Origin of the sequence: Antrihabitans stalagmiti, from assembly GCF_016482825.1 — a bacterium.
GTDB lineage: Bacteria > Actinomycetota > Actinomycetes > Mycobacteriales > Mycobacteriaceae > Antrihabitans > Antrihabitans stalagmiti.
The window spans coordinates 95,571-115,226 of the sequence record NZ_JAEMNV010000001.1 but is presented as its reverse complement, the minus strand read 5'-3'; the positions used below and the strand labels follow the sequence as shown (position 1 = coordinate 115,226).

21 protein-coding genes are annotated in these 19,656 nt (G+C 64.3%); 4 read left to right on the top strand and 17 right to left on the bottom strand.

What is annotated here, in order from left to right; translation table 11 throughout:
- Positions 1–4 precede the first annotated feature (4 nt).
- The gene (locus JGU71_RS00560; RefSeq protein WP_199700981.1) at positions 5–826 is read right to left on the bottom strand and encodes an acyl-CoA thioesterase; all 822 of its coding nucleotides are present in this window, start codon (positions 824–826) and stop codon (positions 5–7) included.
- Between the two features lie 62 nt (positions 827–888).
- Here JGU71_RS00560 and JGU71_RS00555 point away from each other — a divergent pair, with 62 nt between their 5' ends.
- Positions 889–1,518: a nucleoside/nucleotide kinase family protein gene (locus JGU71_RS00555; protein WP_199700979.1), complete on the top strand. Its 630-nt coding sequence runs from the start codon at positions 889–891 to the stop codon at positions 1,516–1,518.
- Here JGU71_RS00555 and pdxS read toward each other — a convergent pair.
- Positions 1,503–2,405, bottom strand: a complete 903-nt coding sequence (gene pdxS / locus JGU71_RS00550; RefSeq protein ID WP_199700977.1) for a pyridoxal 5'-phosphate synthase lyase subunit PdxS — start codon at positions 2,403–2,405, stop codon at positions 1,503–1,505. The two genes, JGU71_RS00555 and pdxS, sit on opposite strands and share 16 nt — an antisense overlap.
- A 123-nt stretch (positions 2,406–2,528) precedes the next feature.
- Positions 2,529–3,671 carry an SLC13 family permease gene (locus JGU71_RS00545; protein WP_199700976.1) on the bottom strand — a complete coding sequence of 381 codons (1,143 nt, stop codon included), beginning with the start codon at positions 3,669–3,671 and terminating at the stop codon, positions 2,529–2,531.
- A 127-nt stretch (positions 3,672–3,798) separates the two neighbouring features.
- Between JGU71_RS00545 and JGU71_RS00540 the strand changes: the two genes are divergently transcribed.
- Positions 3,799–4,299 (top strand): DUF6764 family protein, encoded by a 501-nt coding sequence (locus JGU71_RS00540; protein WP_199700974.1) that lies wholly within the window; start codon positions 3,799–3,801, stop codon positions 4,297–4,299.
- 17 nt (positions 4,300–4,316) lie between these two features.
- Here the strand turns inward: JGU71_RS00540 and JGU71_RS00535 are convergent, their stop codons facing one another.
- From JGU71_RS00535 to JGU71_RS00500, 8 genes are all read right to left on the bottom strand, one after another.
- On the bottom strand, positions 4,317–5,345 hold the full coding sequence (locus tag JGU71_RS00535; RefSeq protein ID WP_199700972.1) for an NUDIX hydrolase: 1,029 nt from the start codon (positions 5,343–5,345) through the stop codon (positions 4,317–4,319).
- The gene (locus JGU71_RS00530; protein ID WP_199700971.1) at positions 5,345–6,469 is read right to left on the bottom strand and encodes a glycosyltransferase family 4 protein; all 1,125 of its coding nucleotides are present in this window, start codon (positions 6,467–6,469) and stop codon (positions 5,345–5,347) included. The genes JGU71_RS00535 and JGU71_RS00530 overlap by 1 nt, the downstream gene beginning before the upstream one ends.
- Positions 6,466–7,374, bottom strand: a complete 909-nt coding sequence (locus tag JGU71_RS00525; RefSeq protein ID WP_199700970.1) for a phosphatidylinositol mannoside acyltransferase — start codon at positions 7,372–7,374, stop codon at positions 6,466–6,468. Before JGU71_RS00525 ends, JGU71_RS00530 begins: the two co-directional genes overlap by 4 nt.
- Complete coding sequence (pgsA, locus tag JGU71_RS00520) at positions 7,371–8,054, bottom strand: phosphatidylinositol phosphate synthase (protein WP_199700969.1); 684 nt, start codon at positions 8,052–8,054, stop codon at positions 7,371–7,373. The genes JGU71_RS00525 and pgsA overlap by 4 nt, the downstream gene beginning before the upstream one ends.
- 19 nt (positions 8,055–8,073) lie before the next feature.
- Positions 8,074–8,637, bottom strand: a complete 564-nt coding sequence (locus tag JGU71_RS00515; RefSeq protein WP_199700968.1) for an ATP adenylyltransferase — start codon at positions 8,635–8,637, stop codon at positions 8,074–8,076.
- Positions 8,634–10,694, bottom strand: coding sequence for a threonine--tRNA ligase (thrS, locus tag JGU71_RS00510; protein WP_199702696.1), 2,061 nt, complete (start codon positions 10,692–10,694; stop codon positions 8,634–8,636). The genes JGU71_RS00515 and thrS overlap by 4 nt, the downstream gene beginning before the upstream one ends.
- Before the next feature lie 69 nt (positions 10,695–10,763).
- The gene (locus JGU71_RS00505; protein ID WP_199700967.1) at positions 10,764–11,381 is read right to left on the bottom strand and encodes a (2Fe-2S)-binding protein; all 618 of its coding nucleotides are present in this window, start codon (positions 11,379–11,381) and stop codon (positions 10,764–10,766) included.
- Between the two features lie 17 nt (positions 11,382–11,398).
- Positions 11,399–11,818 carry a TIGR02611 family protein gene (locus JGU71_RS00500; RefSeq protein WP_199702694.1) on the bottom strand — a complete coding sequence of 140 codons (420 nt, stop codon included), beginning with the start codon at positions 11,816–11,818 and terminating at the stop codon, positions 11,399–11,401.
- A 137-nt stretch (positions 11,819–11,955) separates the two neighbouring features.
- Between JGU71_RS00500 and JGU71_RS00495 the strand changes: the two genes are divergently transcribed.
- The gene (locus JGU71_RS00495) at positions 11,956–12,408 is read left to right on the top strand and encodes a hypothetical protein (RefSeq protein WP_199700966.1); all 453 of its coding nucleotides are present in this window, start codon (positions 11,956–11,958) and stop codon (positions 12,406–12,408) included.
- Here JGU71_RS00495 and JGU71_RS00490 read toward each other — a convergent pair.
- From JGU71_RS00490 to JGU71_RS00470, 5 genes are all read right to left on the bottom strand, one after another.
- The gene (locus tag JGU71_RS00490; protein WP_199700965.1) at positions 12,405–13,163 is read right to left on the bottom strand and encodes a DUF6544 family protein; all 759 of its coding nucleotides are present in this window, start codon (positions 13,161–13,163) and stop codon (positions 12,405–12,407) included. The two genes, JGU71_RS00495 and JGU71_RS00490, sit on opposite strands and share 4 nt — an antisense overlap.
- A gap of 11 nt (positions 13,164–13,174) precedes the next feature.
- A complete protein-coding gene (locus JGU71_RS00485; protein ID WP_199700964.1) occupies positions 13,175–14,044 on the bottom strand; it encodes a universal stress protein in 870 nt (289 codons plus the stop codon).
- Complete coding sequence (locus JGU71_RS00480; RefSeq protein ID WP_199700962.1) at positions 14,044–16,452, bottom strand: phosphoketolase family protein; 2,409 nt, start codon at positions 16,450–16,452, stop codon at positions 14,044–14,046. The genes JGU71_RS00485 and JGU71_RS00480 overlap by 1 nt, the downstream gene beginning before the upstream one ends.
- A 79-nt stretch (positions 16,453–16,531) precedes the next feature.
- Entirely contained in the window at positions 16,532–17,785 is a 1,254-nt protein-coding gene (locus JGU71_RS00475; RefSeq protein ID WP_199700960.1) for an NAD(P)/FAD-dependent oxidoreductase, read from the bottom strand.
- 6 nt (positions 17,786–17,791) lie between these two features.
- The gene (locus JGU71_RS00470; protein WP_199700958.1) at positions 17,792–18,361 is read right to left on the bottom strand and encodes a phosphoglycerate mutase family protein; all 570 of its coding nucleotides are present in this window, start codon (positions 18,359–18,361) and stop codon (positions 17,792–17,794) included.
- A 33-nt stretch (positions 18,362–18,394) separates the two neighbouring features.
- On the opposite strand from JGU71_RS00470, the gene JGU71_RS00465 reads away from it, so the two are divergent.
- Complete coding sequence (locus JGU71_RS00465; RefSeq protein WP_199700956.1) at positions 18,395–19,003, top strand: hypothetical protein; 609 nt, start codon at positions 18,395–18,397, stop codon at positions 19,001–19,003.
- On the opposite strand, the gene JGU71_RS00460 is transcribed toward JGU71_RS00465, so the two are convergent.
- The gene (locus JGU71_RS00460) at positions 19,000–19,542 is read right to left on the bottom strand and encodes a hypothetical protein (RefSeq protein WP_199700955.1); all 543 of its coding nucleotides are present in this window, start codon (positions 19,540–19,542) and stop codon (positions 19,000–19,002) included. The two genes, JGU71_RS00465 and JGU71_RS00460, sit on opposite strands and share 4 nt — an antisense overlap.
- Positions 19,543–19,656: the final 114 nt, after the last annotated feature.

Here is a 19,656-nt window from a genome sequence, read left to right as displayed (position 1 = left end):
GCGCTCAGTCTTCTCGCAGCGTTCGAGTCAGGCCCTCTTGCACGACCGCTGCAACCATATTGCCGGCAGCGTCGAAGATCCGGCCCTGCGTGAGCGCCCGACCGAACCCGGCCGAAGGTGAGGACTGATCGTAGAGCAACCATTCGTCGGCGCGGAACGGCCGCAGAAACCACAGCGCATGGTCGAGCGATGCGTTCATAGTCGTCTCGTCGGGGTGAATCACCTTCGCCGAACCGAGCAGCGTCATGTCGCTCATGTACGCGAGTGTGCAGACGTGGAAAACGGGCTCGTCGGGCAGTTTCTCCCGGTAGCGGAACCACACCTGCTGCTGCGACGCAGCGCCAGGTCGCTTGACGACCATGCCATCGGGCAGTACCCGGATGTCGTAGTTGGACCATTCACGCAGCACCCATTGCCGGTCCGGGCTCAGCGTTTCCACCGAATCGGCGATCTCGTCGGGACCGGGGACGTCGGGCATCTCGTCCTGATGCTCGATGCCTTCCTCGAACACGTGGAAAGACGCGGACATGGTGAAGATCGCCTTGCCGTCCTGTACACCCGTCACGCGACGCGTGCAGAACGAGCGCCCGTCTCGAATGCGGTCGACGAGGTACACCGTCGCCTTCGCAGGGTTGCCGGGTCGCAGAAAGTAGCCGTGCAGGGAGTGGACCCGAAATTCGGGGTCGACCGTTCGCACCGCCGATACGAGCGCCTGACCTGCGACCTGCCCGCCGAACGTGCGCATCAGTGTCGTCTCGGTCGACGCACCTCGGAAGATGTCTTTCTCGAGCTTCTCGATCTGTAGCGCTTGCTCGATAGTCGCCATGCGCAATCCCCTTCGGTCGTCGGGCTCAGGCTAGCAATTGCTGTACCGGGCAAGATCGAACGGTGCCGACGTACGTACCGATCACCGCTGCCGGGTTGACAGGTCTGCTCACGGATCGAATCCTGGCCGCCCGCAACCGTATCGTCGTCGCGGTCGTCGGTGCGGACGCCGCCGATCCAGTGCCGTTCGCGCACATCGTGTCTCGTGCGTTGCGTGATCGGGGCCGACCCGCTTCCGTCGTCTCGTTACACGACTACGTGCGCCCCGCATCGATCCGACTGGAGTACGGCCGCAGCGACGAGATGTCTTACCGCACACTATGGTTCGACTACGACGCACTCGCGAGAGAGGTCGTCGATTCGCTCCGCACGCAGGGCCGCTGGCTCCCCGCGCTGTGGGACGAGAAGACGGACCGGTCGGCGCGGGCAACCGTCGAAACTGCGACGGACAACACAGTGGTCATCGTCGCGGGTCCGATGCTGCTCGGGCGTGGCCTCGCCTTCGATCTGACCGTCCGGCTTCAGCTCGGCGAAGGCGCACTACGCAGAGCGACTGCGCCCGAGCATCTGTGGACGGTCGATGCCCTGCTCGCTCACGACCGCCTCGTCGCGGAGATCCCGGACATCGACGTGCGCTGGGACCACCGCGACCGGCCTGCGGTTGCGGAGCGGGGCGACTACCAGCCGCGCTGAGCGAGCCTGTGATCGACGGGCAGTTCTTCGACGTTGATGCCGACCATCGCTTCGCCGAGGCCACGCGACACCTTGGCAAGCACATCCGGGTCGTCGTAGAACGTCGTTGCCTTGACGATTGCCGACGCGCGCTCGGCGGGGTTGCCGGACTTGAAGATGCCGGATCCCACGAACACACCTTCGGCGCCGAGCTGCATCATCATCGCCGCGTCGGCGGGAGTCGCGATGCCGCCCGCGGTGAACAGCACGACCGGGAGTTTGCCAGCCTGCGCGATCTCCTTGACGAGGTCGTACGGTGCCTGCAACTCCTTCGCGGCAACGTACAGCTCGTCTTCTGGGAGCGACGTCAGGCGGCGGATCTCGTCGCGAATCTTGCGCATGTGAGTGGTCGCATTGGACACGTCACCGGTGCCCGCTTCACCCTTCGAGCGAATCATGGCCGCGCCCTCGGTGATCCGGCGCAATGCCTCGCCGAGGTTGGTCGCGCCACAGACGAACGGGACGGTGAAGTTCCACTTGTCGATGTGATTGGCGTAGTCGGCGGGGGTGAGGACCTCGGACTCGTCGACATAGTCGACGCCGAGGCTCTGCAGGATCTGCGCCTCGACGAAGTGGCCGATGCGGGCCTTCGCCATCACGGGGATCGAGACTGCCTCGATGATACCGTCGATCATGTCGGGATCGCTCATCCGCGAAACGCCGCCCTGAGCGCGGATGTCTGCGGGTACCCGCTCGAGTGCCATCACGGCGACCGCGCCGGCATCTTCGGCGATCTTCGCCTGGTCTGCGGTGACGACGTCCATGATGACCCCGCCCTTGAGCATCTCGGCCATGCCGCGCTTCACGCGGGCTGTGCCGGTCGTCTGGGTGCTATCGGGGGTGCTCACGGCGAACTCCTGGGTAGATGTCTATGTAGGTGATAGTGCGGCCACAAGCCTAGTCGGGCACCGAAGCCAACTTCATAGCCAGTCCGGTGCCGCTGGCCTTGTCGCCCGCGTCACACCAGGGGGTCACACGGAGATCAGCAGTGCCGCGGTAGCTCCGAGGACCACCAGGGGCGCGCCGCACATCCCGACCAACGCGAGCTTCCCGATCGGCACCTCGACGCCGCGGGCCAGGCACCGTTCACGCCAGAGCAGGGTCGCCAGCGACGCCCACACCGTGATCAGCGGGCCGGTGTTGGTTCCGACGAGAGCCGTGAACAGCTGCGTCGTCTCCCCCGGCGCGATCGCCTGCTCTATGGCCAGGTAGGCGGGCAGATTGTTGACGAGATTCGCAGCGCCGGCGCCGACGATCGAGGCGAGCCACGGCGAATCACCCGCCAGGCGGGCAAGAAGACCGGTCAAGCCGTGGCGCGAGAGCGCGCCGACGACGAGAAACAGTCCCTCGGTGAGGACGACGAGTCGCCACGGAATCAGCGACCACTCGAGCCCGGCACGATCTCGCACGGCGAATACGACGACGGTCGCCAGCGCACAGACCGAAGCCGCGACTGCGGGCGCGACGCCGACGAGCACTGCGGGGGCCAGTGCGGCACAGCTGATCGCGCAGAGTCGGTAGGTCCACACGTCGGGTGGGTCGGCGCGGTCGGGGATGTCGTATCGACCGACGAGGTCGCGTCGGTACAGCGCTGCGAGAAAGGCGACGGTGATGACCACCGCGGCTAGCTGGGGCAGTGCCATGCGGCGCGCGAACTCCAGCGCATGCAGCATCTCTCGTTGTTGGGCAAGCAAGTTGGTCAAGTTCGACACGGGAAGCAGCAGGCTGGAGGTGTTCGCGAGCCACAGCACGAGCAACGCGAACGGCCACGGCCGCACACCGAGTCGCAACGTCAGAGCCAGGACCACCGGCGTCAGGAGCACGGCGGTCGTGTCGATACCCATCACGACGGTCGTCGCCACGGCAAGCACGGCCACGAGAAGAAACAGTCGAAAGATGCTCCCGCGTGCTGCTCGCGCACACGCAGCCGCGGCAACGTCGAACACTCCGGCGCGGTCGGCGAGTTCGGCCAATACCGTCGCCGCAACAAGAAAAGCAAGCACAGGGCCGCCGCGGTCGATCGCGATCTCCTCGGCCGCCGAGCCAGGCAACCAACCGGTTGCGATGACGACGGCGCCCGCTACCGCAAGGACTGCCCACACCGCCGACAGCATGCCAGGTTTCCGCGAACGTCTCGAAACGGGCTGTTTTGTCCGAATAGCGTTTCGACCGGCGGAAACAGGGTAGATATGAATCGTTCGTGCATCGCTTTTTCTCGGTTCGTCGAAGGAGATCCAAAAAATGTCGAAACACAACGCACGGCGTACGTCGCTGGTCATGGCCGGCGCTTTCGCAGCAGCCGGGGCAGCCATAGCGCTGGCACCAGCAGCAGGAGCGGCACCGACCGCGGACTGTCGCGCCCCCGGTTCCGCCACCGTCACCTCGACCACGTCGGAGCAGGCTTCCTGCTCCGCGACAAGCGTTCCCGGTAGCGCGGCGGCCGCCTTCGGGATGGACGGAACGGCAACGGCGAATTCCGGTCCTCAGGGTCTCGCACTCGCGATTGCAAACGGCGGCGGAACAGCATCGTCGGACGCCCAGAACCTCTCGGCACCCGCGGTCATCGCAATCGGACCTGGCGCTTCGGTCACGGCCGAAGGCGTCCGTCCCGGCTTGGCCCTCGGTATCGCGGGCACCAACGGCAAGGTGACGATCGACGGCGTCAACGGCCCGACCTGCAGCGGTGGCCTCGCATTCGCCGGTGACTTCCAGACCCTCAAAGGTTGCTTCTCGATGAGGTAATCCCCGGCTGACTCAGGTCAGCGGATCGAGCGGACCTCGGGCTGCACGCCTTTGGCAACGACGGCGCGCGCCTCGTCGAGCAGGTCTGCAAGATCGTACGGATACACGGTCTCACCGGCCTCGTTGAGCTTGCCGATCTCTTCGGCATCGCACCAGCGATGGCCGGTGATCGCGTGTCGCTCGACCTCGGTGAAGCCGCTCTGACTCGGTTCGAAATGCGGCACCTGCAGTGCGAAGAACAGCTCTTCGGATCTGATGAGTTCGCCGTTGAACGGAAACACGGCTACCCGACGCCACATCGGTCCGCGTAGTTGGTCCGGGTCGGCCACCTTGCCCGTTTCTTCGGCGATCTCGCGGACAGCGGCCGCCCGCAAGGTCTCCCCCGCTAGAACGCCGCCGCCGATCGTGAACCAGAACGACACCTCGGGAACCATCGGATCGTGGCCCTGCATCAGCAGCACTTTGCCCGTCTCGTCCAGCAGCACGACACGCGACGAGGTTCGGTTGGAATCCAGAGTCAGACCCGTTGCGGCCGAAGGCTTTGCGCGTTCGGTGATTTCGAAGTAGGTCGGCAGCGGTGCGGTACCGCCGAGATGAAGGATCCGGACAAGCGGTCGAGAACGGATCGCGAGGGTGTCTCGTACAGCATCGTTGTGGAATCGGCGCGCGATCAGCACCCTGGCCTCGGCGTCGGCCAACTCTGCAACTAGTTGTGGGCGCAGCGTTTCGATGTCGATCGACGACAGCGCGCCGGACAACGCGTTCTCGACGACCTCACGGTCCTCGCGATCCGCGCGTTCGGCATTGTCGGCCAAGATCGTCAGCCGTTGACTCCGTTCGGGGTCCGATGCCATCGACCCGAGCGCAACCGCACGAACGACCACCGAGCGCCGCGCCAAGGCGGCATCGAGAGCCTGCCAGGACTTGTCGGATCGAACATGTAACCGGTCGAGGCGATTCGCGGTGGAGTACGCCCAGAGCCCGACCGCCATGAAGACCACGGCAATCAGGCCGAGAACCAGGATCGTGAGCGCGGAGAACGTCATCAGCCGGCAACACTGACGCGACTGTCACCGAGGGTCACGGTCTCGTAGACCCGCAAGATCTGCTCGGCGACCACCGGCCAGTCGTAGTCGGCGACTGCGCGAGTTCCCGCTGCAATCAATGATTCGCGCCGGACGGAGTCGGTGAGTACGACGTCGAGCGCATCGGAAAGCCTGGCCGAATCGCCGATCGGCACGAGTATCCCTGCGGCTCCGTCGCGTAACACGCGCCGGAACGCATCCAATTCGCTTGCGACGACGGGCGTTCCAGCAGCCAACGCTTCCACGAGCACGATGCCGAAACTTTCCCCGCCCATGTTCGGTGCGCAGTAGACGTCGGCGCTACGCAGGGCTGATGCCTTTTCTTCGTCCGTAACCTGTCCGAGCAGGCGCAGATGCTTTGCGTACGGTCCGGCGTCCTTGCGAAGTTTCTCGTCGTCACCGCGTCCGACGACGAGCACTTCGAGGTCCGGGTGGCGCTCGACGAGTGCAGGCAACGCCTCGAGAAGAACCGACATACCCTTGCGTGGTTCGTCGTAGCGCCCGAGAAACAGGACTGTTCCACCTGCCCGCGGATAGCCGTCGAGCGGTGCTGCGTTTGCGAACGCCGGGACGTCGACGCCGTTCGGGATCTCGACGGCGTCCGAGCCGAGCGCCTCCACCTGCCAACGCCGAGCGAGCTCGGAGACGGCGATCCGACCGCTGAGCTTCTCGTGATACGGCTTGAGCACACCCTGAAAGGTACTCAGCATCAACGACTTCGTGGTCGACGTGTGAAAAGTCGCCACGATCGGACCTTCCGCGATCTTGAGCGCAAGCATCGACAGACTCGGAGCATTGGGTTCGTGAATGTGCAGCACGTCGAAGTCGTTGTCGTTGATCCAGCGCCGAATTCGCGCGTAGGCAACGGGGCCGAAGGACAACCTGGCGACTGAACCGTTGTACGGAATGGCGACTGCCCGGCCGGCCGAGACGACGAAGTCCGGCAGCACTGTGTCGTCGGAGGCCGGTGCCAGCACGCTGACCCGATGGCCGCGCTCGATGAACACCTCCGCCAACTCGACGACGTGCGCCTGGACACCGCCGGGAACGTCGAACGAGTACGGGCAGACCATTCCGATGTTCACCGTGTCTCCCCCATGCGCTCGAGGCGCGAATCGGAGAGGTCCGCCAGCCACAACGGTTGCAGCATGTGCCAGTCAGCGGGATGTGCGGCGATGTTGGCTTCGAAATGACCGGCGAGCAACTGAGTTGCCTTCTCGACGCCGCCGCTCGTATCCACGGGCGCCTCGACCGAGAAGCCCCAGTCACCGTCGGTGAACCAGCAGTGCACCGGTAGCAACGCGGCGCCGGTTTCGATCGCCAACTTCGCCGGACCCGCGGGCATCCGGGTCGGTTCGCCGAAGAACGTCACGGGCACACCGTGTTTCGCGAGATCGCGTTCACCGAGCAGGCAGACGATCTTGCCCGATCGCAGTCGCTCCGACAGCACTGCGAACGGTGGGGCCTCCCCACCGCTGAGCGGAATGATCTCGAACCCGAGGCTTTCGCGGTAGCGGACGAAACGCCAGAACAACGATTCAGGCTTGAGCCGTTCGGCGACGGTCGCGAAGGTGCCCCAGCGATGCACCGCATACACACCGGCAAGATCCCAGTTGCCGCTGTGTGGCAACGCGAGAATCGCACCCTTGCCCGTGGCCAGGGCCGCGTCCACGTGCTCGGTGCCGACGATAACCCTGTCGACGGCGGCGGCGAGTTGGTCGGCATCCATCGACGGGAGCCGAAACGCCTCGCGCCAGTACCGCGCATACGACCGCAGGCTGGCCTGAATCAGCTCGTCGGGCACCTCCTCCGGCGCCGTACCGATCACACGAGCAAGGTTGCGGCGCAACTGATCCGGACCACCGTTGCGGTGTGCGGCGAAGTCGGCACCGCGGTCGAAGAGACGGGACGCTCCGCGCTCCGGCAAGGCTCGGACCACGCGCCACCCTGCTGCATAACCGAGGTCTGCGGCCCGCTCCTTGAACTTCATCGCTCTGCCGCCGCGTCGGGTTCGTCGGTCGGCTTGGCCTGCACAGGAATGATGACCCGAGCACCTTCGGAACCGCGGACTTCGAGGACCCGCTGGAACACCGTGATGACGCTCGCGACCGCAAGGATCCACATCGCGACATGAATCGACCAGTGCAGCCATTCGATATCGAGGTAGCCGCCGATCCCGGTGAACCCGGCGCCGACCAGCACGATGATCAGGCGGTCCGGACGTTCGATGAGGCCACCGTCGGCGGAGAGCCCACTCGCCTCCGCACGCGCCTTCGCGTACGAGATCACCTGCGAGGTCACCAAGCAGATCAGGGTCGCGACCAGCAGATGCTTGCTGTTCTCGTGGTAAACGGCCCACCACGTCAGGCCGGCGAAGATGGCACCGTCGGCGACGCGATCGCAGGTGGCATCGAGCACCGCTCCGTACTTGGTGCCGCCACCGCGGGCGCGGGCCATCGCACCGTCGAGCATGTCGAACATGACGAACAGCCAGATGACCATCGCGCCCCAGAACAGGTGCCCTGTCGGGAACAGGGTCACCGCAGCGACGATCGACGCAACCGTGCCGATGACCGTCACGGCGTCCGGCGTCAGACCGGTACTGTTCAGCGCTCTTCCCAGCGGCGCGGTGGCCTTCGAGACCGCTGCTCGACCGAAGAAGCTCAGCACCTGGTTGTCCCCATTCCAGTCATGATTGTTCGGCCCATGCTTCGGCGAGCAGAGCACGGGTGTCGCGCAGCAACTGCGGCATCACCTTCACACCGCCGACGATCGTGATGAAGTTCGCGTCGCCGCCCCAGCGCGGAACGATGTGCTGGTGCAGATGCTCGGCGAGTGAACCGCCTGCCACCCCACCGAGGTTGAGCCCCACGTTGAAGCCCGGGGGGTTGGAGACACTCTTGATCACGCGAATTGCCTTCTGGGTGAACGCCATCAACTCGGCGCTCTCCTCCGGCGTCAGATCCTCGAGATTGGCAATCCGGCGGTACGGCACGACCATCATGTGCCCCGGGTTGTACGGATAGAGGTTGAGGACGGCGTAGACGAGTTCGCCGCGCGCAACGACAAGGCCGTCTTCGTCGGACATCTTCGGGATGTCGGAGAACGGTTCGCTCGACGCGTTGCTCGGCGTCGTCGCTTCCGCGATGTAGGACATACGGTGCGGCGTCCACAGACGCTGCAATCGGTCGGGACGCCCCGCGCCACGATCGACGACGGACTCGCCGTTGCCGACGCTCTCGCCGTCGCTCATTCCTGCTGCTCCTGTGCGTGAGCTTGGAACAGCGCAGCCGTCGGTGAGGCGTTTTCGCGTCTGGTGACCCAATCCACAACGGCAGCAACAGCATCGGCGACGCGAACGCCGTTGACCTGGGTCCCGTCCCTGAATCGGAAGCTGACAGCACCAGCGGCGACGTCACGTTCGCCCGCGAGCAACATAAACGGCACCTTCTGGGCGGTGTGGTTGAAGATCTTCTTCTGCATCCGGTCGTCGCTCGAATCGATTTCGACGCGGATGCCGTTCTTACGCAACAGATCCGCGACGTCATGCAGATGCTCGACGTACGGTTCGGCGACCGGGATGCCGACCACCTGAACCGGCGAAAGCCAGGCGGGGAACGCGCCTGCGTAGTGCTCGGTGAGAACTCCGAAGAAGCGCTCGATCGAGCCGAACAGCGCTCGGTGAATCATGACCGGACGCTGCTTGCTGCCGTCGGATCCGGTGTACTCCAACTCGAATCGCTCGGGGGTGTTGAAGTCGAGCTGAATCGTCGACATCTGCCAGGTTCGCCCGAGCGCGTCGCGCGCCTGCACGGAGATCTTCGGACCGTAGAACGCCGCGCCGCCCGGATCGGGGATCAACTCGAGTCCGGATGCCGTCGCGACCTCTTCGAGTACCGCTGTTGCCTCTTCCCACACCTCATCGGACCCGACGAACTTCTTCGGGTCCTTGGTCGACAGTTCGAGATAGAAGTCGTCGAGTCCGTAATCCTTCAGCAGGTCGAGAACGAAGGTCAGGATGCTCGCGAGTTCGTCGCGCATCTGCTCTTTGGTGCAGTAGATGTGCGAGTCGTCCTGAGTCATGCCACGAACACGGGTCAGGCCGTGGACGACGCCCGACTTCTCGTAGCGATACACCGAACCGAACTCGAACATCCGCAGCGGCAATTCTCGGTATGACCGGCCGCGAGTGCGGAAGATCAGGCAGTGCATCGGGCAGTTCATCGGCTTGACGTAGTAGTCCTGGCCCGGCTTGCGCACGGTCCCGTCGTCGTTGTGTTCCGCGTCGAGGTGCATCGACGGGAACATCCCGTCCTTGTACCAGTCGAGGTGGCCCGAGACCTCGAACAGCTTGCCCTTGGTGATGTGTGGTGTGTAAACGAACTCGTAGTCGGCCTCGACGTGTCGCTTACGCGAGTAGTCCTCCATCTCCTGGCGGATGATGCCGCCCTTGGGGTGGAAGACCGGTAGTCCGGAGCCGAGTTCGTCGGGGAAGCTGAAGAGGTCGAGTTCCGAACCGAGCTTGCGGTGATCGCGACGCTCGGCCTCGGCAAGCAGTTCGAGGTGGCGGTCGAGTGCCTCCTGCGATTCCCACGCGGTGCCGTAGATCCGCTGTAGGTCCTCGCGACTCTGGTCACCGCGCCAGTAGGCGGCGGAGCTGCGAGTGAGCTTGAACGCGGGAATGTGCTTGGTGGTCGGGATGTGCGGTCCACGGCACAGGTCGGACCAGACCCGTTCGCCCGACCGCGGATCGAGGTTGTCGTAGATCGTCAGTTCTTTCCCGCCGACCTCCATCACCTCGGGGTCGTCGATGCCGGACTTGTCGTCGATCAGTTCCAGCTTGAACGGTTCGTTCGCGAGTTCGGTGCGGGCATCCTCGATGTTCTCGACGACACGACGCGAAAAGCGTTGCGAGCCTTTGACGATCTTCTTCATCCGAGCTTCGAGCTTGACGAGGTCTTCCGGCGTGAACGGCTTGTCGACGCGGAAGTCGTAGTAGAAACCGTCCTTGATCGGCGGACCGATGCCGAGCTTCGCGGTCGGGAACTCCTGCTGCACCGCCTGCGCGAGGACGTGTGCCGCGGAATGCCTGATGACGTTGCGTCCGTCTGCGGTGTCCGCACCGACGGGTTCGACCTCGACATCGGTGTCCGGGATCCAGCCGAGATCCTTGAGCTGACCCTCGCTGTCGCGGACGACGACGATCGCGTCGGGCCCCTTGCCCGGCAGCCCTGCCTCGCGTACCGCGGCGCCTGCCGTCGTCCCAGCCGGAACCCGGACGAGGGTTTCTGGCGATGACGAGGCTGGCATGCTCACGGCGATGTACTCCTGAGGTTGGGTGGTGTGCTGCCGGAAGAGTTCGTCTCCGGCGGACCTATGTTATCGGCCACGACGCGCCACGGCAGCCAGCAGCCCTGCGCGATCGGTCGGCGTTCGACGTGGGCAGCTCGAGCATTTGTCGGCGCGCTCGGTTTCGTAGATGAGACAGCACGATGCGCGACGCACGAACGGGCTGTTGCCGACGTGGACGAAACGTGGTGTCGGCAGCTCGGATCCGACTGCCGTTGCGAGTCGAATCGCCAGGTCGGGGCCCTTTTCGCGGCTCCCGTCCAGCGCGCGGTTGCCGAGCGCGTCGGTGGCAACGGCCCATAACGACGGTGTCGGGGCGTCGCTCGCGACGGTCACGGCACCGATCACGGACGTCAACGTGTCGCGGATCGCCACCGCGAACGCCGCGGGACCGTCGACCGTCGCCGCGAATGTCACGTTCTCCAGCGATCCGTCGGGTCTGATCGTGCAGGTCGTTCTCGCCAAGGTCGGGTCCGCAGCTGGTCGACCGTGAACCAGGTCGCGCAGCGGCTGCTCCAGCAATGTCGAGCTGGCCATGTACCACCACAGCGTCCCGATGACCCGGCGATCCTCACAGCGCCAGGTTCGCGCCAGCGCCGACAACTGCGGGGCCAACCAGGTCGGGTCGGCGAGCGCAGTGCCAGGCACTGCAAGCGAAGGCTCGGTTATAGCGGACTCTCCAGCCAACTCGACTCGAGCCCGAACCAGCCTCCGACCAGAGCAAAGGTACCGAGCACCCACAGCGTCACAACCACGATCGCAGCGGTCAGCAGCACGCCGAGTCCCTTGACCCACACCGATTGCTTGGCAAACCAGCCCATAAAACGGTCGTAGCGCTCCTTGACCCATTCCAGAGCCGTGTGCGCCCACTCGAACTCGGAAGCGAGGATGCCGAGACCGGCGAAGACGATCAGCCAACCCGGGCCCGGGTACGGGATGGCGAGGATTCCGAGGACCAGGACGGCGGCACCGACGACGCCGACGACGATTCGGTAGGTCAGATTGAGTGCGGGGTTCGCGGCGATCTTGGCGCGCCGCTGACCCCACGGGCCGAGTTCGCGGTCGCTTTTGTCAGCCTGCTTCACTGTTGCCTCGTCGTTCACATCGCTACCTTATGTGCGTTCACAGCGACTTGACAGTTTCGCGTGACCGGAATGCCAGTTATGCCGCTTACGTTGGCTCGGGTCAGCTCCTGAATCGAGAACAACGGAAGGCCCGACACGTGGTGGACGAGAAGCAAACTCCGGATCCGAACGAACCGGTGACGGAGCGCATCGCACAGCCGGTTGCCCAACCCGATCCGCAGCCCGCAGCGGCTCCACCGCCGCCTGCGGCGAGTGCGCCGCGTGAATCCGTCGCCGCCCGCTGGCGGGCATCGCTTGCAGCCCAGATCGTCACGGCCGCACTCGCTGTCCTGCTGATCGGCGGGATCGGCTTCGCGCTCGGTTATGTCGTCGGCGACGGCAACGACGGTCATCATCGCCACGGTGGGCACCACATGATGTTCCGCGACGGTGCCGGACCCGGCGGTCCAGGCGGACCACCGTGGATGGAAAGAATGGAACGTCCCGCACCCGGTGGGCCCGGCGGACCGATGCGCGGTGAGCAACCGACACCTCCTGCGCCGCCTACCGGAGCCCCGACGGCACCTCCCGCGGCTCCCCCGACGCCCTAGCGTTCGAGTTCGGTGATCTCGTAACGGAAGAATTCGCCCGCGTCCCACCGACTTGTCCCGAAGTGCCAGCCCATTCGGCCTGCGCTCGGAATCGTCAGACCGCCGAAGGTCCGGTGGCCGGTGATCTCGCCGCCGAAGCGGTGCCAGTCCCACGATCCGGTTTGGTCGGGATCGCCCCAGCGGTCGAACACCAGCGACGTCATCCGTCCGGCATCGTCGATGGTGAGCTCGAGATCGATCGGCGTCGATCCGAGTATTCGGCTCGCGACGATGTGGTTGTCGTCGATGGCGGACCAGGTGACGCCGAACCGCGGCAGCATTGCGGTTGGTAGCCAGATCCCCTCGGCGCCGCCGCGACCCGCTGCGCTCTTCGACACGTCGTCGCCCTCGCTGTGGACGACGGTGAACAGACCCCCGAGCTTCCAGTCCATGCCGCCAACCCCGTCGAGATATTCGTCGGAGCCGCTGATGATGCCTGCCGCACGCGCCATCCAGACGAAACCGCGGGATGGGTCGATTACCTGGCGCGCACGAAACGGTAACCAGCCGCCGACCTTGATATCCCCGCGCATCCGGAGAGTCACGCACGTTCCGAGGAGAGTTCCGGTGGCGATGGCGGCGTGAAAATAGCGGCGGACCGGATCAGGAAGACCCTCGAGTTCGGTGTCGGAAAACGCTTCTGCGACAGCGTCTCCCGACAGGCGCACCTGCCAGTCGGCGAAGGTGTGCGGCCGGCTCCCCTGCTGCGTCGACATATTGGAAAGGCTCACATAGGAACTCGGGCGACGATGATCGGACACTCGGCCGTGTGCAGCAGCGAGCGACTGGTGGAACCGAGCAGCATCCCCGCGAAACCACCGCGTCCGTGACTGCCGACCACCAGCAACTGCGCGGTCGCGGATTCCTCGAGGAGTTGCCGAACAGGTCTGTCTTTCACAAGAACTCGGCGAACCCCGACATCGGGATACTGATCGTGCCAACCCGCGAGGCTTTCGGAGAACACGGCCGCCTCGGTGTCTTCTGCAATCTGCCAGTCGGCGCCTTCCAGAGCGAACTGGCTGGTGTCCATCCACGCGTGGACCGCGACGAGTTCCACACCACGCTTGGAGGCCTGGTCGAACGCGATACCGATGGCATGGACGCTGGTGGCAGAGCCGTCGATGCCGACAACCACCGAACCTGCGTCGGGGGTCGCGCTGACTCGCGCGTCGCGAATCACCGCAACGGGACAGTGGGCATGCATGGCTAGTGCGGTGCTGACGGAACCGAGCAGGCTCGAACGAAACGCACCGAGCCCGCGACTGCCGACAACGAGCATGCGGGCGTCCTTGGACCTGTCGAGAAGCGTCTGGATCGCTGATCCAGTCACGAACTCGGTCTGGACATCGACCGTACCGACAGTGGCTTCGGCGAGGACTTTCGCTTCGGCAAGCGTGGCCCGTCCCGCAATGGCTTGGTTGTCGATCTCGGTCTGGTAGAACCCATTTCCGGGAACATAGCCGAGTGGAATCAGGTCGGTCAGGATGAGCAAAAGTGGTGCGTGCTGCCTGGACGCCTCGAGCGCGGCCCAGCGAACTGCTTCGTTCGAGGACGGCGAACCGTCGACGCCGACGATGATAGGCGCATTGTGGGCCATTACTTACTCCTGGTTGGTTCGGGTTCGGGTGTGACTGTCCACTCGGCGATTTCCGGCAGATCCTCACCGGTTGCTCTGGTGTGAGCACGGTTCTGCGCGAGCAGTTCGAGGAGGTACTGCCGAAAATCACCCATTCGGCCGGCAAGCGCGGGGATGTGTTCCAGAGCGGCGAGCGCAAGATGGTAGCGGTCGAGTCCGTTGAGCGCGCACATGTCGAACGGTGTTGTGGTCGTGCCATTTTCGCGGAAGCCGTGCACATGGAAGTTCTCGTGGCCGGGCCTGCGGTACATGATCCGGTGTATCAACCACGGGTAGCCGTGGAAAGCGAAGACGACGGGCAACGTGTCGCCGAAGATATCGGTGTACTCGTCGTCCGATATTCCGTGCGAATGCACGTCAGGTGGAAAGAGTCGCGCCAGATCGACGACGTTGACGACTCGAATCCGAATGTCGGGCACCATGTCTCGCAGTATTTCTGCGGCTGCGAGGGTCTCCTGGGTCGGCACATCACCCGCACAGGCGAGGACGACATCGGGCGCATAGCCCGAATCCGTGCTCGCCCAGCGCCATACCCCGAGACCCTGCTCGCAGTGCTCGCGCGCGGCCGGACCGTCGAGATACTGCAGAGCTGGTTGTTTGCCCGCAACAACGACATTCACAAGCCCGCTACTGCGCAGGCATTGATCCATGACGTAGAGAAGAGTGTTCGCGTCGGGTGGAAGGTAGACCCTGGCCACCTCGGGACGTTTGCTCAGGACGTGGTCGATGAAGCCTGGATCCTGATGCGACGACCCGTTCTGGTCCTGCCGCCACACATGTGATGTGAGGAGGTAGTTGAGACTGGGGATCGTTCGGCGCCATGGGATTTCGCTAGCGGTATGCAACCATTTCGCGTGCTGCGCGACCATCGAGTCGACCACGTGCGCAAACGCTTCGTACGTCGAGAACACACCATGCCGTCCGGTGAGCAAATAGCCTTCGAGCCAGCCCTGACACAGATGTTCCGACAACACCTCGAGGACTCTGCCACTACGCGACAGATGATCGTCACCCGGCAGAATCTCGGCGCACCAGCGCCGTTCCGTAACGTCGAATACCGCGTCCAAACGATTGGACGCTTGCTCGTCCGGTGAGAAGTAGAGCAGATTCTTTGCATCGCGATTGAGCGCGAGAGCGTCACGGAGGTAGGTACCGAGTGTGCGGGTCGACTCTGCGAATTCGCTACCCGGCGTGGTGACTTCGATGCAGTGATCAGCTACGGAAGGCAGTCTGAGGTCGCGTTGACGTTGACCGTGCGCGACCGGGTTGGCGCTCATCCGAAGTTGGCCGCCTGGATGCCAATCCGCGATCGCCGCGGCGGGCGCCCCGTTCGGTTCGAACAGTTCCTCGAGACGGTAGGTGCGCATCCACTCGTCGAGCATGTGCAGATGTTCCGGCCGGCCGCGGACATCGGTGATGGGGACCTGATGTGCGCGCCACGATCCTTCGATCTGCACGCCGTCGACCTTGTCCGGTCCCGTCCAGCCCTTGGGAGTTCGCAAGACGATCATGGGCCAGCGTGGGTTTCGGGGGCCGCGCCCGGCAGCGTCTTCTTGGCGAATCTCTCGGATCCGGTCGACGGCGAAATCCAGTGCCGCGGCGTACGCGCTGTGAACCTGCGCTGGATCGCTGCCCGAAACCTCGATCGGTTCCCAGCCGTAGCCGTTCATCAGAGCGAGTAGATCGCCGCTCGGAATCCGCGACAGCACTGTGGGATTCGCGATCTTGTAGCCGTTGAGATGCAGAATCGGCAGCACAGCGCCGTCACTGGACGGGTCGAGGAAACGCGGCGCCTGCCAACTGGTTGCGAGCGGGCCGGTTTCGGCCTCACCGTCGCCGACCATGCACGCGACGATCAACTCCGGATTGTCCAGTGCCGCACCGGTTGCGTGCGCGAGCGAATACCCGAGTTCGCCACCTTCGTGGATGGATCCTGGGACATGTGCCGACGCGTGACTCGGCACGCCGCCGGGAAAGGAGAATTGCCGGAACAACGCACGTAGTCCCGCGGTGTCGCGACCGACGTCGGGCCATCGCTCGGAGTAAGTCCCCTCCAGCCAGGACGCGGCGTTGAGCGCTGCGGCAGCGTGGCCGGGTCCGAGGACGAACAGCATAGAGATTTGCTCGCGCATGATCACCCGATTGAGGTGCGCGTAGGTGAGCGTGACACCGGGGACACTCCCCCAGTGCCCGATCAGTCTCGATTTGACGTGTTCAGCTCGGAGTGGTTGCAGCAGAAGCGGATTGTCGAGCAGATAGATCTGACCCACTGCCAGATAGTTCGCTGCACGCCACCACGCGTCGAGTTGGGAGAAGTCGTCGGGCGAGTCGATGCCCTCCGGTAGAAAGTCGGGCACGACGGCGGTCATCAGTTTGCTTCCATTTTTCAACGCTACGCCCGTGGGCGCACAACCGCAGAAGCCGTTCGGGTCATGCTTGCGATCTCCTTCAGATCGTCGGCTTGACCTCGTCGCCCCAGGCGATGCGCTTGGGTTCGCCGTGGCACTCGACGATAGCCGCGTGATCGCGATCGAAGTAGTCCCATGCCCAGGACATAAATGCGTCGATCTTGCTGTGTGCGCCGCTGAGCAGCGCCGCATGGACACCGAGCCATGCCGCGTAGGCGAGCGGACCTTCCACCTGATGACGGTGGGCGCCAACCTCGGCGATCGCGGCGCCGCGGCCGATCATCGCCATGATGCCTTTGTCCTTGTAATGAAACGGCTTTCGGTCGTGACCAGCGATGTCACGCCGAATGTTGTGCGCCGCCCACAATCCCGATTGCTGTGCGACCGAGCCCAATTGCGGAAGCGTCTTGCCATCGGCGTCCGGAATGTTCGCGACGTCGCCGACCGCATAGACGGCTGGGAAGTTTTCGACGGTGAGGTCTGCTGTCGCGTCGATACGACCACCGCGGCCGGGCTCGGCGCCGCAGCCGCTCGCCACCTCCGACGCCGATTCACCGCCCGCCCACACCGCGGTGCGCGACGCCAACGTAGTTCCGTCGCTCAGGTGAACGAGCTCGGGCTCGATTCGGCTCACTCCGACACCGAGTTTCAACTTGGCGCCGTGAGCGAGGAGTTTGTCGTGTGCGTATTTGTGCGATCGTTCGCTGAACGGCGCCAGCAAGTCCTTGCCGTGGTTGACGAGGTAGACGTCGGCGTCGCCGCCGCGATGGTTCATCGTGCGAAGTGCGGCGAACAGTTCGGCGAATGCGCCTGCCGTCTCGACGCCGGTCGGTCCCCCGCCGACGACGACAACATCCAGTGGGCCGCCGCTGGATTCGAGCATCGACCGTACGTGCAGTCGGAGCCGTTCGGCGTCGACGACCGAGTACAGCGGAAACGAATGTTCCGGCGCGCCAGTGGTTCCGAAGTAGTTCGCGCGCGCTCCAGCCGCCAACACCAGGTAGTCGGCGGAGGTCGAGGTCCCGTCAGCGGTGACGGCCGTGCGAGTCGCGAAGTCGAGGTCGGTGATTTCCGCCTGGACCACACGCACATTCGGGTGCTTGGCGAAGATCGCGGCCAACGGTCGCGCAATATCCTGGGCCGGCAACTGCGAGGTCGCAACTTGATACAGAAGCGGCTGAAATTGGTGGTAGTCGTTGCGGTCGATCAGCGTGACATCGACGTGGTGCTTGGCGAGTTCGTATGCGCAGGCAACACCAGCAAGTCCAGCGCCCGCTATGAAAACATGAGTCATGTTGCCTCAGTACGATGTTCGATGTTGGTAGTCGACGATACGGCCGTCCGCCGCGAGGTCGACCCAGTACAGATTGCCGAAGTCCGTTTCGGCTATCGGCGCCACCTCGCACCCGCACAAGCTGGCAACGATCGACGACGCCGTCTCGCTGTGGCCGACGATGAGTACGACCCCCGTCGGATGATCGGTGCGTACCGTTTCGATGAAGGGCGCCGGATCTCTCGCCGGTTCGTAGGTCGTGACGTCGACCTTCCATTCCTTCGCAGTCGGGGCCGCTGTCTGCTGGGTTCGTTTGTACGGCGTCGCGTACACCGCAACTCCGGGATCGGACGCGAGTTCGGCGGCCAGCCGGTTGGCTCGGTCGGTGCCGTCGCTCGCCAGGTCGGGATCGGCGTCGGAGCCTGCCCGTTCCGCATGCCGCACCACGACGACCCTGGAGACAGCCCCTGACTCCGTGGAAAAGTCTCCGACAGACGTTTCGGTGGCTGCGTCGTCACCGTTGGTTTCCTGCGACGAGCAGCCGGTCAGGGCCGTGAACATCGCGACAACGGTCAGCAGCCCGAATACGTGACGCATGCCTGACACTGTAAGCGCGCTAGCCTCGTGCAGGTGACACGTTGGCGATTCGAAGGACAGATATACGGAGTCGGAACTGCATCCGGCACGCGAATCGTGATCGGCAATTGGCAGCGGTCGCCGCTGGGCAGTTTCGCCGACGTCATGGTCGAGTTCCCCGACGGCAACCGACTGTTGCTTGCCCCGTCCGAAGTGGTCCGCGACTTTGTCACGGCTACCTACACATTCGATGAAACAGCGATCGTTCCGGTCACGTTGGTGGCATCCGGTCGCGAGCACAAGTTGTCTGCGGGTGATTTGCGAGTTCGCATCGACGTAGGTCACCCGACTGTTTTGGGACGCCTGTTGCAGTTGGTCCCTCGCGCGGTGGCAACTGCGCCGTGGTTCAGTGCGATCACGGATCCGATTGCTCGCGTCGTCCTCCGTGGGGTCCGCACGCGGGGCACAGCAGGCGGGGGTCGCCGCGAGTACTACGGGGCGAGCGCACAGCACCGAGTCGACGCGGTGTCTGCGTCATGGCGCGACGACGATCTAGGGGAATTGCGACCGATCGAGCCGCCGGTGCGATTCGGCTTCGGGTCCGTACCCCCAGCGCCGTCGGTTACGACGATCACGACGACGATCGACGCCGACTCGATCTAGCTCAGTTTCTGTACACCCGAATTTGCCAGTCCGAGAACGACATTGCGGACGTCAGGGATCTGACCGAGATCGTCGTTGATTCTGATACTGAACGCGGTGTCCCCTACCCGAACGTGGAGTAGGTCGGCGCCCTCGATCCAGAATGCGTCGTCGCCGAGTCCTTCGACGGTTCCCGAGGAGGCACCGGCGTCACGGAAGGCAGAGAAGTCGTCCTTGTTGGTCACGTAAGTGTTGATCGTGACGTTCGGGTCGCCGCTGAATCGGCATGCCGATCCGCCGTCTTCAGCCAGTTGCTCGTCGCCGTCTTCGAGTTCTGCCCCGGTGGCGGTCTGCAGTTCTTCCTTGGAGAAGAACGTGCACGCGTCGGGCGCAACGCCGCCGCTGGACTCCTCGCCTGCCGAGGCAGCCGACGTTTCCGCGGCGACAGTGGCTGTTGCACCGCTGTCCTTGTCGTCGCTGCCGCCGCACGCAGACATCGAGATCGCGACAAACAGGGCAAGGACGCCAATCCGAACGGAAGTGAAAACATCGCGTGACATGCGGTTAATTTACGCTTCGAGGGTCTCCACGGTCGTGGTTTCCGCCCTTCCCGAACAACCCAGTGCAGCAAGCTGCTCGTGAGTCCTTTCGGAGTGCCCGCCCTCCGAAAGGAC